Consider the following 14,319-nt stretch of genomic DNA (forward strand, 5'->3'; position numbering starts at 1 on the left):
GGAGATAATGTTATAATATAAGCAATATCATAAAATTGAATAAAAAAATGTATAGTCTTTTTTTATGGGCAAGTGTGAAAATATTTACAATGGAATCAAGGGGGAGATACGTAGTGCACAAAAGGATATTGTCGACTGTAGTCGCTTTTGGTATAGTAGCGTCTATGGGGTCTACTAGCGTTTTTGCGGCGCCGCTTCAAGATGCGCAAAGCAAGTATGATGCGTCACATAAAAATGTGCAGAATTTAGAAGAAGATATACAGAAGATGGACAACCAGATAGAAACTATAATGAGCCAAAGGGACAGTGTTGATAAGAAAATAACTCAATCACAGCAGAATATAAATCAGGCTCAGAACGACATAGCAGTTTCTAAAGAAAACATAAGAGAAGAGAAAGATAAGTTTGCAGACAGAGTTAGAGCATTATACATAAGCGGTAGCACACAAAGTTATGTTGATATACTGCTTAAATCAAAAAGTTTTAGTGATATGATATCTAGAATAGATGCTATAAAGCAAATTTCAGATTATGATCAAAAGCTTGTATCAAATTTAAAGGATTCTCAGGGTAGAATAGAAGCTAAAAAAGATAAGATTGTATCAGAAAAGCAGCAACTTGAAGCTTTAAATAAAGAAAACGATACTAAACTAAAACAATTAAATGATGAAAAATCTAAGCAAAATGTTCTTATTGCACAGGCAAAAGCTGATGAGAGCAAAAATGCTGCAGAAGTTAAAGCTGAGAAGGATGCAGAAAAGGCAGCAGCGCAGGCTAGACTTGTAGCAGCAGCAAATACAGCAGCAAGCAGTGCACCAGCCAAAGCAGTAGCTAAGGCACAAGCACCTATACCAAGGGGCGTCAGCCATTCTAGTTTTGCTGGAAGTGGTAATGATGTTGTAAGTTTTGCAGAAAGCTTTAGTGGTCTTCCATATATATGGGGAGCAGAGGATCCTAGCCGTGGCTTCGATTGTTCTGGATTAGTACAATACGTTTATGGACATTTTGGAGTTAGTCTTGGTAGAACAACTTATGAACAGGTAAACCAAGGTACTACAGTTACAGCTCTTCAACCAGGAGATTTATTGTTCTTTGGACCTGCATCAGCACCATATCATGTTGCAATTTATGCAGGAAATAATGAAATGGTTGAAGCTCCGCGTACAGGAGAAAATGTAAGAAAAACTGCTGTTAGAGGCTATAGTATAGCTAAAAGAGTAAGATAGAACTTGAAAATCAGGGCGCAAATTTTATTATTTGTCGCCCTTTTTAATAATTTAGTAAAACTCAATATAAAAGGGGAGAAGTGGAATGCACAGAAAGTTTTTAACTGCGCTTATAGCTTTGGGTATCACGGTATCTTGCAGCGGTAATATTGTGTTTGCAAGCCCACTTCAAGATCAATATAACCAAAGCCAGCAGCAATATCAAAATGCGCTGAAAAGTGTACAGGATATAGAAAACAAAATAGAGGCATTGGATAACCAAATAGGAGAATTAAACAACAGCATAAATGATACTGACAAAAGAATAAATGAGAGTAAACAAAATATGGCGATAACACAAGGAAAAATAGATCAAGCAAAACAAAATATAACGAATCAGCAGGAGATATATGGTGAAAGATTACGTGCTATGTATGTGAATGGAACAACAGCGCAATACATAGGAGTAATTTTAGAAAGTCAAAGTTTTAGTGATTTAATTTCGAGGTTAGATGCAGTAAAAGATGTAATAAATTATGATAAGGGAATAATCAATAATTTTAAAACTCAAAAGCAGGAAGTAGAGAATCAGCAGAAGATTTTAGCTGATCAAAATAGTAAGCTTGTGGCGCTTCAAAATGAAAACCATAAGAAATTAGATGATTTAAATAATAAAAAGAATACCCAAAATAGCCTTATAGTAGCAGCAAAGGATGAAGAAGCAAAGCATACCAATGAGATGCAGCAAATACAAAAGGCTATGGATGATGAGAAGAAAAAAATAGAGGCACTTAATGTCTCTACTAATATACAGTTAAAACCAGTATCAAAAACTACTAGTCAGAATACTACAATACAGAGTTCAAGTACAAATGGACTTGCCGTGGTTAAATATGCAGAAACGTTTTTAAATACTCCTTATGTATGGGGAGGAAACAAGCCTGGTGGTTTTGATTGCTCAGGACTTGTGCAGTATGTATATGCTCATTTTGGAATTAATCTTCCTAGAACTACTTATGAGCAAGTTAATCAAGGAAATCCTGTTACAGGAAATAACTTGCAGCCAGGAGATTTACTTTTCTTTGAACCAGGAAGTAATGGTCCAGAGCATGTTGGAATTTATGTAGGAGATGGTAACTTTATAGAAGCACCTCATACTGGTGCAAATGTTAGATTTTCTCCTTTGAGAAGTTACTGTGCTGCAAGAAGAATAGTAAACTAATTTGAATATAATAAATAGACTGCCAAGTTTGGCAGTCTATTTATTATAAATAAAAATATAGCTCGAAATATTATCTACCTTCTTTTAATTCTTCAAGACAATGCTTACATATGTTTTTTCCTCTATAGTTGATAACATCGCTTGCATCTCCGCAGAATATACATGCAGGTTCATATTTCTTTAAAATGATTTGCTCACCATCTACATAAATTTCTAAAGCGTCTTTTTCTGCTATATTTAAAGTTCTTCTTAACTCTATAGGTATTACAATTCTACCTAATTCATCTACTCTTCTAACTACACCTGTTGATTTCATTTTGAATTCCTCCTTAAATTACATTATCCGACAAACATTGCAATTAAATAATAACAAATATTACATTAAAAGTCAATGAATAAAATATAATGTTTTAAATTTAGTTACAATTTTTTTAGTAACTTCCATCTAATGTTAATATACTACCATATAATTGAAAAGTCAATGCTTTTTTTCATATTAATACAAAAAATTTCCATATGCTACAGGCTAGAAATACCAATGTAAATAAAAAATTTTAAGTAATATATTGCTTAAATTACCATAATAATTGCCTACTTTTTGCATATAGTCCATGTGTAAAAATATAGCAAAACAAAAAAGTAATTATATGGGTTAAATTTAACAAAGTGTCGAAATGTTAACAAAAAAATAAAAATTAGTTTAGGTTTTCGACTTTCTGTGTATATCGCAAAAATTAAAATGGTATAATTGTTTTAAGAGGTGATTGTTGTGAATGATATTATAAAGCTAATAAAGAGCATAATTATTGAAATGGATATGGAAGCTTACATAGTTGGTGGATATATAAGAGATAAACTTATGAATCCTAAAAACTCTGCTTCAGATTTAGATATTGCTTTTCAGGGAGATTTTGAAAAAATTTTAGATGAGCTCAGAAAGAGAAAAATTAAGGTTAGTTCTATAAAAAAAGACTCAAGTGTGTATAGAATTACCGTTAATGGTTATTGTGCAGATATATCAAAGATAAAAGGAAAAAATATAAATGAGGATTTATCTAAAAGAGATTTTACGGTAAATGCTATAGCGTTAGATATAAAGAACAATAAAATAGTAGATCCATTTGATGGAAGAGTACATATTAAAAGAAGAATACTGCAGGTTATAGATGAAAAGAGCTTTGAAGATGATGCTGTTAGGATACTTAGAGGGATAAGATTTTATATAAAATATGGTATGCACTTCAATGGCTATACTGAAGAGTATATTAGAAAGCATTCAAAGAATATAATGAAATTTCCTAGAGATAGAGTTCTAGATGAAATTATTCACATTATACATGAGGATGAAAATGGAGTATTTTTTGAAGTCATGGATCAGTATATGATTTTGAAGAATATACTGCCTTATATGGAAGAGCTAAAAACAGTAGGAAAGTGTAAACATCATCTTGTTGATGCATTTACCCATATGAATACTGCCTATCACGTATTTAAGGACATGAAGAAAAAATATTTAAAAGTTAAGAATATTAACATTGAAGAGTTTAATAAAGATATAGGAGTATATAATGAATTGGATTATCTAGCCTTTGCTATTTTTACTCATGATATAGGCAAATATGTGAGCTATAAAAAGGAAGGACAAAAAATAAGCTTTAAAGGACATGACGAAAAAGGTCTTGAAATTATTGAAAAAGTATGTGATGAATTGAAGTTTCCTAATGATGGAAAGAAAATAGTATGTTCTGTTGTTAAAAACCACATGTATCCACTTATGCTTTTTAAATTAAAGGAAGATGAGCGAAAACAAGAAGAGTATGAGTTCTTTAATAAGTTTGATCAATATGTTCCTCATATTATAGTTGCTTCCTTTTGTGATGTGTATGCTACAACAATTTACATTGATGAGAATAATGAAAAGGATAGGTTTACAAGTTTTATTTCAGAGTTAGTAGTTAAATACAGAGAATTCATAAATCTAAAGAAAATTAAGTATATAGATGGAAATGATTTAATAGACATGGGGTTTAGAGGCAATGACATAGGAAATATACTCAATGAACTTAATAAGATGCTTTATATTGAGGGAAGTAAGACTAAGAAAGAGCAGCAGGATTTTGTTTTAAGGATGAAAGATAAGCTTTAGAATTCGATATGTAATTATTGCATGTATTCACAGCATGGTGTGTAAAATTTATAGGAAACTTATTAACATATTGTTGATAATGTGCATATTAGGAGAAATAAAGAGAAATATATCGAAAATAAGAGCAATTACAATGTGCATTATGCACAAAACTGTGGACAAAATTGTGGATAATGTGGATAACCTTATTCATGACGTGAAAATATCTTGATAACTGTGCATAACTCAAAAAATGAAGCGCTGAATAAACTATATTTATTCAGCGCTTCATTTTTTTGTTCGAAATTAGTAAAAAATTATCGAGGGAGATTTTCATAAGCAGATGCTGCAAAATTAAAGTCCTTTTCATCCGTTATTTCTCCATAGGAGTCTTCTGAAATACCTGGAGTGTAGTAGAGAATAAATCTTTCTGAATTCATAAGATTTTCAATTAATATATATCTTTTATCCTCTAAAATATCTTGGACAATAGCTAGTACAGAATACCTATCGTCAACTCCAGTAGAATTGTTAGTAAGATTTAAAATTTTATTTTTCCAGAGTACCACGTTTGTACGCTTATGATCACAATAGGCTACTACTTTTCCATCACTGCAGCCATTGCAAGAATCAAATTTACACTCACAAGTACATTTTAAGCATGTACATTTTGAGCAATTTTCTAGTTGATTCAAGTCAGCCTGATGATCGGATTTATATCCTTCGAGTAGATTTATATATTTGTTTCCATTAAATAGATTTTCTATAAGACCACTTTTTTTACTATCAGCTTCAGCTGAGTCTAATAACTCTATATATTTAGATAAAATATGCTCTCTCGATACATATTTTCTATTATTTAATGCATCCTTATCAAGAAAGTCAGATATATCATTTATTGCAAATGATATATCTGAGAATATTTTGCCATAGTGATCTTTCTCTAATTTTATAAAGTCTTCTGTCTTACTCATAGGTTACTCCTTATTTAATATTGTTTTTGTATTTTGCAAGTTCATCATCAAGATTTGTTTCATTTAATTTTTCAAATTCCTTTTCAAGAGAATCTTCATTTCTTAAGTCACCAAGTCCTTCAGCCATAGCTTCTTTTCTTTCGATTTTTCTTTCTATGTCATCAAGATTTATGCTATTTGAGCCAGTATCTACATTGGATAAAACTTCATTTACCTTTTTGGTAGCTTCAGCATTGTTAAATCTTGCAGCAGCTTCGTCTCTATAAGCTCTTGTTTTTTCTATTTCTTCTTCTAAAGTTCTTAGCTTATCTTTTATAACTTTAGATTTTTGCGAAGCATCTTCGTAGCTCTTTTGAAGAGATTCACAGCGTTTGTCTGCATCTAATTTTCTTTCTAAAGCTCTCTTAGCTAAATCATCGTTTCCATTCTTTACAGCAAGCTTTACTTTAGAGTCATAGTCTTCTGATTCTAATCTTGCTTTTTGAAGTTTTTTCTCTATTTCATGTGCATTACCAAGTATTTGTGCTGAAGAAATTTTTGCTTTATTAAGGCTTTCCTCCATATCTCTTATTTTTTGATCAAGTAATTCTATAGGATTTTCCATTTCATCTAAAGTATTATTTACCTTTGCCTTTACCATATTAGATACTCTTTTAAATATTCCCATAATATTTTCCTCCTAAAATAATTTAATTTGTTGTTAAATATTTTGATTATTTTCTCATTCGCTTTATAAATTTGTATATAATTACTACCACTACTATAAACAAAATTAATTTGAATATAAAAGGTATAAAGAAAAATGAGCTGTAGCCATATCCATAACCGGGTCTATAATAACTGTGACCAAAAAAAGGTATTGGTATTGGTATGTAAGTTCTTTTAGGTGAAGATGATGATGAATTTGAACTACTATTAGAACCAAAACCGCTAGATGATCTAGAAGAAGAACTGCTGCTAGAATGTGAGTTACTAAAGCTTCCAGACTTAAATCCGCCGCTTCCAGAACTTGAATGAGAACTGAAGCTGCCTGAGTGAAAACCTCCTCTTGGTGATGCGTATACTGTATTAGTATAATTTATAGTATTTGATAAATAGTTATTAATATTAATTGGAGTAATTATATTTACACTTAAAAAAATAAAAACAAAAAGAAAACACGATATTAGATTTTTTCGTTTGATTTTGAGCACCTCCTATATTCATATAAACCTAAGATAATTATATAATAAAATATGTCTCTTGAATATGAATTTGCAAAATCAAAATTTAATATGTATTAATTAATTTATGAATAGATTATATAATATATAATACCATATTACAATATATAAATAAACTTATTTTATCTTTAAGATAACCTTTTAATGTAAAGAAAATGTACAAGCATAGTTTAGCTTAAGATAGCGTTAATTTGCATACTTTTATGGATAGAAAATAACTTGTAATGAGTTTATAATTAACTTATAATTTAAATGAGAATAAGATTTGTGTAATTATAGAATATATTTTATATAAAATGGTTTAGATGGAGGTATAGGTTATGGAAGAGGAGTTTAGTGTAAGCTCTATGAAAAAAATAGTAGAAGAGATGTCAGCGAATAGTATAATATCCTATGATGAATTGCCACAATTAGATTTGTTTTTATCGCAGGTTATAGATTTTTTAAATGATAAATTTGAAAGTGAAAAATATACAAATAACATAGTTCAGAATTATATAAAGGGCGGTGTTATATCCAAACCTGAAGATGGTAGGAAAAAAGGATATACAAAGGATCATATAGCTCAGCTATTATTACTAAGTTATATGAGACCGGTTTTGAACACAGAGGAAATAAAGAAGGTTTTTAGATTAGCCTTCAATGAAATAAATGACAGAGATGATGATATAATATCGTGGAAACAAGCTTATAAAGTGTTTTCTGATGTACAGGAAGAATATTTTAATAATATATTTACAGAACAATATTTTAATACTGATAAACTGAAGAACATAGTAAAAGAATTTAATTTGGATAAAAAAGATGAAGACAGAATATTTATGTTTATTGTAGTAATGAGTTTGGTTGCTCAGGCCAGTGTTATAAAAAACATAGCTAAGAAAATAGTGGATGAATATAAAGGTGATGAGTAGGAGGAAATGCAGTGGAAGAGGCTTTGAAACTTGTAAAGCCATCAATAAATCTTAAGGACAAATTTCAGAGTATGGCCATTCAATATAAAACGTATGGTGAAAGAGAATATTTTGAAATGTACAAAAAATCATTAGAGGATTTTGAAGGCTATTTAATTGAAATAGAAAATCAAGATAAAGGTATAAACTTAAAAGAGGGCTTTGTTCCTTGTGCTACATATTGGATGGTTAATAGTGATGAAAATATCTTAGGAGTAATAAGAATAAGAAAGAAGCTCTCTACTGAAATTTTAAAAAAGGTTTTAGGAAATATAGGCTATGACATAGCTCCACTTGAAAGAAATAAGGGATATGGAAAACATATTTTAAAATTAGGACTAAAAAAGGCTAAGGAGCTTAATGTTAATCCAGTATTGGTGACTTGTGATTTTAAAAATATTCCTTCTAAAAAAATTATTGAATACAATGGTGGTGTTTTCGATAATGAGGTGTTTGATGAATGGAAAAATAGTATGGTTAGAAGATATTGGTTCTACAATGAATAAATATTCAAAGCTATGCATATATAAAAAACGGCTAAATCTTAGTATAGGGATTTCTTGTTTAGAGGAAATCCCTATATTTTTATCATAAAGCATATTGATAAATTATTTGTTTCATGTTATAATTATTCAAAAATAATGAATAATTATAACACAAGTAAGCGGTTATAGATTAGGGGGTTCGTATGGGATATTTAAAAAATAGAAACTTTTTGTCATTAATGGATTTCACGCCTCAAGATATAAATTATATGCTGGATTTAGCAAAGAAGTTAAAGGAAGATAAAAGAAACGGATTAGAGGAGCAGTATTTAAAAAAGAAGAACATAGCCTTAATATTCGAAAAAGATTCTACTAGAACAAGATGTTCCTTTGAGGTTGCGGCACATGATCAGGGAGCACATGCTGTTTATATAGGTTCTACAGGTAGTCAAATAAGTAAAAAGGAATCTATAAAGGACACAGCAAGAGTGCTTGGTAGAATGTTTGATGCAATTGAGTACAGAGGTTATGGCCAAGAAGTAGTTGAAATACTAGCAGAACATTCTAATGTTCCAGTGTGGAACGGACTTACAGATGAAGAGCACCCTACTCAGGTTATTGCAAATTTTATGACATTAAAGGAAAAGTTCAATAAACCACTAAATGAAATAAAATTTGTGTATTGTGGAGATGCAAGAAATAATGTTTCTAATGCACTTATGATAGGAGCAGCAAAAATGGGAATGGATTTTAGAATTGCGGCACCTAAAAGTTTATTTCCAAGCAGTGAACTTGTTAAGAAATGTATGGATATAGCAGAATTAACGGGTGGAAAGATAACTCTAAGCGATGAAGTAGATGAGGCAGTATTTGGTGCTGATGTACTTTATACAGATGTATGGGTTTCTATGGGGGAAGATAGAGAAGTATGGAAAGAGAGACTTAAAATGCTTAAACCATATCAGATAAATATGGAGATGATAAGTAAAACTAAGAATCCTAACGTGAAATTTATGCACTGTCTTCCTGCGTTTCATGACTTTAGCACAGATGCAGCTAAAGAAATTTACGATGAATTTAATGAAATTCCATTTGAAGTTACTGATGAGGTATTTGAAAGTGATTACTCACTAGCTTTTGATGAAGCGGAAAATAGGCTTCATTCAATAAAAGCTATTATGGTTGCAACATTAGGTGATATATAGGTATGTTTTTATAAATGAGACAATGAGCTGTATGAAAAATCAGCTCATTTTTTTGCGCTAATTTCAGCAGAAATATATAATAAAAGCTCAAACTATCGCAAACAATACTGGAAACTAGTATATAGTAAGATTATTAATTTATATAATTTTTATATATAATTTATTCACAATTAAGAATGGGATAGTAACATATAATTACGATATGAGATTTTTTAAAATAGAATTAAGGAGGTGGCATGGATTGTCAATAAAAACTAAGTTGGTCTTTTCTAATATTGCAATGTGTCTAATTCCACTAATATTATGTTTGATTACTTTATTTGGATTGAATAATTTGTATAGTAGAAAATTAAAATCCTACTATGAGGTAGAAGATATGAAAAAGAAACCATTATTGAATCCATATATAGAATTAAAGTCTATAAATATAAGACCATTTAAGGAGCTTCAAAGTGAATCCGAAGCTATTCCAGATAATTTTGAGGATAAGAAGGTTCTAAAAACCATCAATGAAGCGCTTTTAAAAAAGAATACATATATAATAGTGGAGAAAAGTGGAAATGTTGTTTTCAATGGAAGTAAGAAGAACAACAAAGATATAATTAGTAAGCTCGATGATTTAAATTATAGTCGCAATGCAGATAGACCAGAGCCACCTAGAACTGAAAGCATTTCAGATGACAGTGAAACCTTAATAAGACAATTCACATTTATATTTTCCGATGGAAGCTCGGGTAATGTTTTTCTTGTAGCAGATACCAGTAAATTATCACAGTTAGCAACGGAATTTATAATTTCTATAATAATAGCAATAATAGCAATAATATCACTTACTGGAGGTTTTATAACATTCTTAGTTTCAAGATCAATACTTATACCACTAAATCAGCTTAAAATTGGTACAGAAAAAATCAAACATGGAAACTTAGATTTTAAGGTTAGGGCTGAATCCAGTGATGAAATAGGTGAATTATGCGATGCATTTGATAGCATGAGAAAAAAACTTAAGGAATCTGTAGAGCTTCAGGCTCAATATGAAAATAATAGAAAAGAATTAATATCTAATATATCACATGATCTTAAAACACCAATAACTTCGATAAAGGGATATATTGAAGGAATAAGGGATGGAGTAGCTGATACGCCAGAAAAAATGGAGAAATACGTAAATACTATATACAATAAAACTCAAAGCATGAACTACTTAATAGAAGAATTGTTGACTTATTCTAAATTAGATTTGAAGAAGCTTCCTTTCTATTTCATAGATATGGATTTTGTTAGCTATATGAATGATTTAATGGAGGAATTCAAATTTGATGTAGAAAAAAACAATATGGAATTTTCTTATGATAATCACATAAAGGGTAAGGCTAATGTTAGAATTGATGTTCAAAATATAAACAGAGTTATATCTAATATAATTTCTAACTCTATTAAATACATGGATAAGGAACATGGAAAAATAAGTGTTGAAGTAGATTCTAACAATGAGGAAGTGTTAGTTGGAATTAAAGATAATGGAATGGGTATATCAGAAGAAGCTCTTCCATATGTATTTGATAGATTTTATAGAGAAGATTTTTCTAGAAATACCTCAAAAGGTGGAAGTGGGTTAGGTTTAGCTATATGTAAAAAGATAATAGAGGAACATGGTGGTAGTATATGGGCAAAAAGCCAAAAGGGTCACGGAACGGAGATATGGTTTTCAATAAAACTAAAAAATAGAATAAATTAATAAATGGGGGCTTATAGGATGAATAAGAAAATTATTAATATAATTATTGGTGTCTTGGCAGTTTGCGTTATAAGTGGAGGCGGATACTATTTCTACAGTAAATCAGCTAGTGCTAAAAAGTTGTCTACTAGTAGATACTATGCACAAACTGCTAAGAAAAGCAATATTGACGTTACAGTATCAGGAACGGGAACAGTAGCAGCGGCACAGACAAAGGATGTAGTAGCAAATAATGCAGGGACTATAGAAAATTTAGATGTAAATGTAGGAGATACTGTTACATCAGGTCAAGTAATTGGAAAAGTTCAAAGCGATACAATAGATCAACAAGTAAGTAAATCAAGTTTAACGGTTCAGCAGCAGCAGCTTAATGTAAATAATGCAAAAACTGATGATGATAAGCAGAAACAACAATTGATACTTGAATCTAATGAAAATGATCTCACAAGCGCAGAAGAACAACAAAGTAAAATGACTTTAACAGCACCAATAGGTGGACTAGTTGTAGCAAAAAATAATAATAGTGGAGATACTGCTCAGCAGGGAAAGGCGCTTATTACAATAGCAGATACAAGTTCTTTGAAGATAAATCTATCTATAGATGAACTTGATATATCTAAAGTACAAGTTGGCCAAAAAGCAGATATAAAGTTTGAAGCTATAAGTGGTAAAACATATTCAGGAACTGTACAGGCTATATCTCAGCTTGGAGCTACTACGAATAATGTAACAACTTATTCTGTAGTTTTAAATGTAGATAATGCTGATGCTGCTATAAAACTAGGTATGAGTGCTAACGTTGATATAAAAGTTGCTTCAAAACAAGATGCATTGGTTATTCCAGTCGAAGCGCTTATTGAGAGAAATGGTAAGAAGTATGTAAGAGTTCAAAGTAGCAGTTCAGGCACAAGTAGTCAAAGAGGCTATAGTAAATCCAGTTCAAGTTCAGGAAATGCATACAATAGATCAGGATTTTCAGGAACAACTAATGTTGGAAGTCTAGTTGAGGTTCAAACAGGACTTGAAAATGAAAACTACGTTGAAATAACTTCAGGTATAAAAGAAGGGCAAAAGGTTATGATTCAACTTCCCCAAACTACAAGCACTAATTCACAAAATAATAGAAGTGGCTTTGGAGGTATGGGAGGTTTTGGTTCAATAGGGGGCCGAAGTAACAATAAATCGTCTGCAAAATAATTTGTGAAAGAAGGTGTAAAAATGCCTTTATCAATTCAAATAAAAAATTTAGGTAAGACTTATAAAATGGGAAGAAATGAGTATATAGCCTTGAGTAACATTAACTTAGAAATTTCAAAGGGTGAATTTGTATCCATTGTAGGTCCATCAGGAGCAGGAAAGTCAACGCTTATGAATATTATAGGATGTCTTGATAATGCAACAGAAGGAGAATACTTATTAGATGGTGTTAGCACAAATTGTAATGATAATAAGTTGGCAGAAATAAGGAATAAAAAAATAGGTTTTATATTTCAAAATTATAATTTGCTGCCTAAACTAAGTGTTAGAGAAAATGTAGAACTTCCCCTTGTATATCAAGGATTAAATTCAAATGAAATAAAATATAGAGCTCACGAAGTTATAAAAAAGGTTGGACTTGAAGAACACCTAAATCATAAACCGTCAGAATTATCGGGAGGACAAAAGCAGAGAGTTGCAATTGCTAGAGCGTTAGCTTCTAAACCTGAAATAATATTGGCGGATGAACCTACTGGGGCATTAGATAGTAAAACGGGAAAAGAAGTTATAGAAATGATTAAAGAAATTAATGAAGATGGAAATACGGTTGTTTTAATAACTCATGATATGCAAATAGCAAAAGAAGCCAAGAGAATAGTTACAGTTAAGGATGGAAAAATAATTTCGGATAAATATAATACCAAGTAAGGAGGGAAATAATATGCAATTAACAAGGCTTATAAAAATGTCCATTCAATCTATTTGGGCTAATAAAGTGAGATCCTTTCTTACTATGCTTGGGATAATAATTGGTATAGCATCAGTAATAGTTCTCGTTGGAATAGGCCAGGGCACTAAGGAAAGTGTATCTAGCCAAATTGAAAGTCTTGGAACAAATCTTATAGCTATAAACATAGTTGGAAATAGAAATAAGGCTATATCTATGCAGGAACTTAATGATTTAAAGAAAAAGCCAGGAATAAAGGATATAGCACCGGTTTTAACAAATAGCGTTAATGTTAAGGTTGGGGATAATACTGCATCAACAAGTATGGAAGCAAGTACAGCTAATTATGCACAAATAAGGAATCTTTCTGTGAGCTCTGGAAGGTTTATAAATAGCAGAGATGTGAACAATAGGTATAAGGTTGCGGTAGTAGGGGTGGATGTTGCAAATGAGCTTTTTAATTCTACTGACGTTGTCGGACAAACAATGAATGTTAATGGAGTTGAATTTACTATAGTGGGAATACTAAATTCAACAGGAAGTTCAATAGCCGGGTCTAATGATGATAAGATAATAGTACCATTAAGCACGGCAGAAAGGCTTACGCAAACAACTCAAATAAAGACATTTTATGCAGAGGCAGAGAGCCAAGGTACAGTAGATGAAGCTATGGGATATCTACAATTATTTTTGAATAATAAGTACAGAAGTGTAGAAGAAGGTAGCAATAACTCCAATTCAAATAACAATTATAGAATTCTTAGTCAATCAAGCATATTAGAGACTGCTACGCAAACTACTAGTAGCATGACAACAATGCTTACAGGTACGGCAGCTATATCGCTTTTGGTTGGTGGCATAGGCATTATGAATATTATGCTCGTTTCAGTAATAGAGAGAACTAGAGAAATAGGAATAAGAAAAGCAGTTGGAGCAAAAAGAAGAACCATATTAATACAGTTTTTGATAGAAGCAGCTAGTTTAAGTGCTGTTGGAGGAATAATTGGAGTTGTAATTGGATACGGAGGGGCGAAGCTTTTGGCAGTGCTTTTAAGGGCAAATGTAGCAATTTCGGGAAATGTAGTTTTAGGATCATTTTTATTTTCCGTGCTTGTGGGAATAGTATTTGGAATATACCCTGCTAATAAAGCATCAAAACTTAGTCCTATGGAAGCTTTGAGATTTGAATAAAATAAATTGTAAAGTTATAATGATTAAAAGAAATAAATTTTATGCGTGAAAACATCGGAGAATAATTTGGGGTG

The 14,319-nt window shown here is 31.0% G+C and carries 14 protein-coding genes; 10 read left to right on the forward strand and 4 right to left on the reverse strand.

Annotated elements, in window-relative coordinates; genetic code table 11:
- Positions 1–113: 113 nt before the first annotated feature.
- Positions 114–1,226, forward strand: a complete 1,113-nt coding sequence (locus tag CA_RS01770) for an NlpC/P60 family protein (RefSeq protein ID WP_014518829.1) — start codon at positions 114–116, stop codon at positions 1,224–1,226.
- 85 nt (positions 1,227–1,311) lie between these two features.
- Positions 1,312–2,427, forward strand: coding sequence for an NlpC/P60 family protein (locus tag CA_RS01775; RefSeq protein ID WP_010963632.1), 1,116 nt, complete (start codon positions 1,312–1,314; stop codon positions 2,425–2,427).
- A 70-nt stretch (positions 2,428–2,497) separates the two neighbouring features.
- Here CA_RS01775 and CA_RS01780 read toward each other — a convergent pair whose 3' ends face one another.
- The gene (locus CA_RS01780; RefSeq protein ID WP_010963633.1) at positions 2,498–2,743 is read right to left on the reverse strand and encodes an AbrB/MazE/SpoVT family DNA-binding domain-containing protein; all 246 of its coding nucleotides are present in this window, start codon (positions 2,741–2,743) and stop codon (positions 2,498–2,500) included.
- 453 nt (positions 2,744–3,196) lie between these two features.
- Here CA_RS01780 and CA_RS01785 point away from each other — a divergent pair, with 453 nt between their 5' ends.
- On the forward strand, positions 3,197–4,573 hold the full coding sequence (locus CA_RS01785; RefSeq protein ID WP_010963634.1) for an HD domain-containing protein: 1,377 nt from the start codon (positions 3,197–3,199) through the stop codon (positions 4,571–4,573).
- A 296-nt stretch (positions 4,574–4,869) separates the two neighbouring features.
- Here CA_RS01785 and CA_RS01795 read toward each other — a convergent pair whose 3' ends face one another.
- The 3 genes from CA_RS01795 to CA_RS01805 are packed head-to-tail and all read right to left on the reverse strand — an operon-like array spanning position 4,870 to position 6,719.
- Positions 4,870–5,526 (reverse strand): hypothetical protein, encoded by a 657-nt coding sequence (locus CA_RS01795; protein WP_010963635.1) that lies wholly within the window; start codon positions 5,524–5,526, stop codon positions 4,870–4,872.
- 10 nt (positions 5,527–5,536) lie between these two features.
- A complete protein-coding gene (locus CA_RS01800) occupies positions 5,537–6,193 on the reverse strand; it encodes a PspA/IM30 family protein (protein WP_010963636.1) in 657 nt (218 codons plus the stop codon).
- A gap of 46 nt (positions 6,194–6,239) precedes the next feature.
- The gene (locus CA_RS01805) at positions 6,240–6,719 is read right to left on the reverse strand and encodes a hypothetical protein (protein WP_013913510.1); all 480 of its coding nucleotides are present in this window, start codon (positions 6,717–6,719) and stop codon (positions 6,240–6,242) included.
- 350 nt (positions 6,720–7,069) lie between these two features.
- Here CA_RS01805 and CA_RS01810 point away from each other — a divergent pair, with 350 nt between their 5' ends.
- The 7 genes from CA_RS01810 (at position 7,070) to CA_RS01840 (ending at position 14,245) form a co-directional block, all read left to right on the forward strand.
- Positions 7,070–7,663, forward strand: a complete 594-nt coding sequence (locus CA_RS01810; RefSeq protein WP_010963637.1) for a DUF1836 domain-containing protein — start codon at positions 7,070–7,072, stop codon at positions 7,661–7,663.
- A gap of 11 nt (positions 7,664–7,674) precedes the next feature.
- The gene (locus CA_RS01815; RefSeq protein ID WP_010963638.1) at positions 7,675–8,208 is read left to right on the forward strand and encodes a GNAT family N-acetyltransferase; all 534 of its coding nucleotides are present in this window, start codon (positions 7,675–7,677) and stop codon (positions 8,206–8,208) included.
- A gap of 182 nt (positions 8,209–8,390) precedes the next feature.
- Positions 8,391–9,392: an ornithine carbamoyltransferase gene (argF, locus tag CA_RS01820; RefSeq protein ID WP_010963639.1), complete on the forward strand. Its 1,002-nt coding sequence runs from the start codon at positions 8,391–8,393 to the stop codon at positions 9,390–9,392.
- A 241-nt stretch (positions 9,393–9,633) separates the two neighbouring features.
- Entirely contained in the window at positions 9,634–11,130 is a 1,497-nt protein-coding gene (locus CA_RS01825) for a sensor histidine kinase (protein WP_010963640.1), read from the forward strand.
- A gap of 18 nt (positions 11,131–11,148) precedes the next feature.
- The gene (locus CA_RS01830; protein WP_010963641.1) at positions 11,149–12,327 is read left to right on the forward strand and encodes an efflux RND transporter periplasmic adaptor subunit; all 1,179 of its coding nucleotides are present in this window, start codon (positions 11,149–11,151) and stop codon (positions 12,325–12,327) included.
- A gap of 21 nt (positions 12,328–12,348) precedes the next feature.
- Positions 12,349–13,035, forward strand: coding sequence for an ABC transporter ATP-binding protein (locus CA_RS01835; RefSeq protein WP_010963642.1), 687 nt, complete (start codon positions 12,349–12,351; stop codon positions 13,033–13,035).
- Between the two features lie 13 nt (positions 13,036–13,048).
- Positions 13,049–14,245: an ABC transporter permease gene (locus tag CA_RS01840; protein ID WP_010963643.1), complete on the forward strand. Its 1,197-nt coding sequence runs from the start codon at positions 13,049–13,051 to the stop codon at positions 14,243–14,245.
- The last annotated feature ends 74 nt before the right edge of the window (positions 14,246–14,319 follow it).

Origin of the sequence: Clostridium acetobutylicum ATCC 824 (assembly GCF_000008765.1) — a bacterium.
GTDB lineage: Bacteria > Bacillota > Clostridia > Clostridiales > Clostridiaceae > Clostridium_S > Clostridium_S acetobutylicum.

Coding starts and splice junctions, on each gene's coding strand:
- CA_RS01830 (WP_010963641.1), top strand. CDS start 11,149: ATGAATAAGAAAATTATTAATATAATTATTGGTGTCTTGGCAGTTTGC.
- CA_RS01780 (WP_010963633.1), bottom strand. CDS start 2,743: ATGAAATCAACAGGTGTAGTTAGAAGAGTAGATGAATTAGGTAGAATT.
- CA_RS01810 (WP_010963637.1), top strand. CDS start 7,070: ATGGAAGAGGAGTTTAGTGTAAGCTCTATGAAAAAAATAGTAGAAGAG.
- CA_RS01775 (WP_010963632.1), top strand. CDS start 1,312: ATGCACAGAAAGTTTTTAACTGCGCTTATAGCTTTGGGTATCACGGTA.
- CA_RS01840 (WP_010963643.1), top strand. CDS start 13,049: ATGCAATTAACAAGGCTTATAAAAATGTCCATTCAATCTATTTGGGCT.
- argF (WP_010963639.1), top strand. CDS start 8,391: ATGGGATATTTAAAAAATAGAAACTTTTTGTCATTAATGGATTTCACG.
- CA_RS01835 (WP_010963642.1), top strand. CDS start 12,349: ATGCCTTTATCAATTCAAATAAAAAATTTAGGTAAGACTTATAAAATG.
- CA_RS01795 (WP_010963635.1), bottom strand. CDS start 5,526: ATGAGTAAGACAGAAGACTTTATAAAATTAGAGAAAGATCACTATGGC.
- CA_RS01800 (WP_010963636.1), bottom strand. CDS start 6,193: ATGGGAATATTTAAAAGAGTATCTAATATGGTAAAGGCAAAGGTAAAT.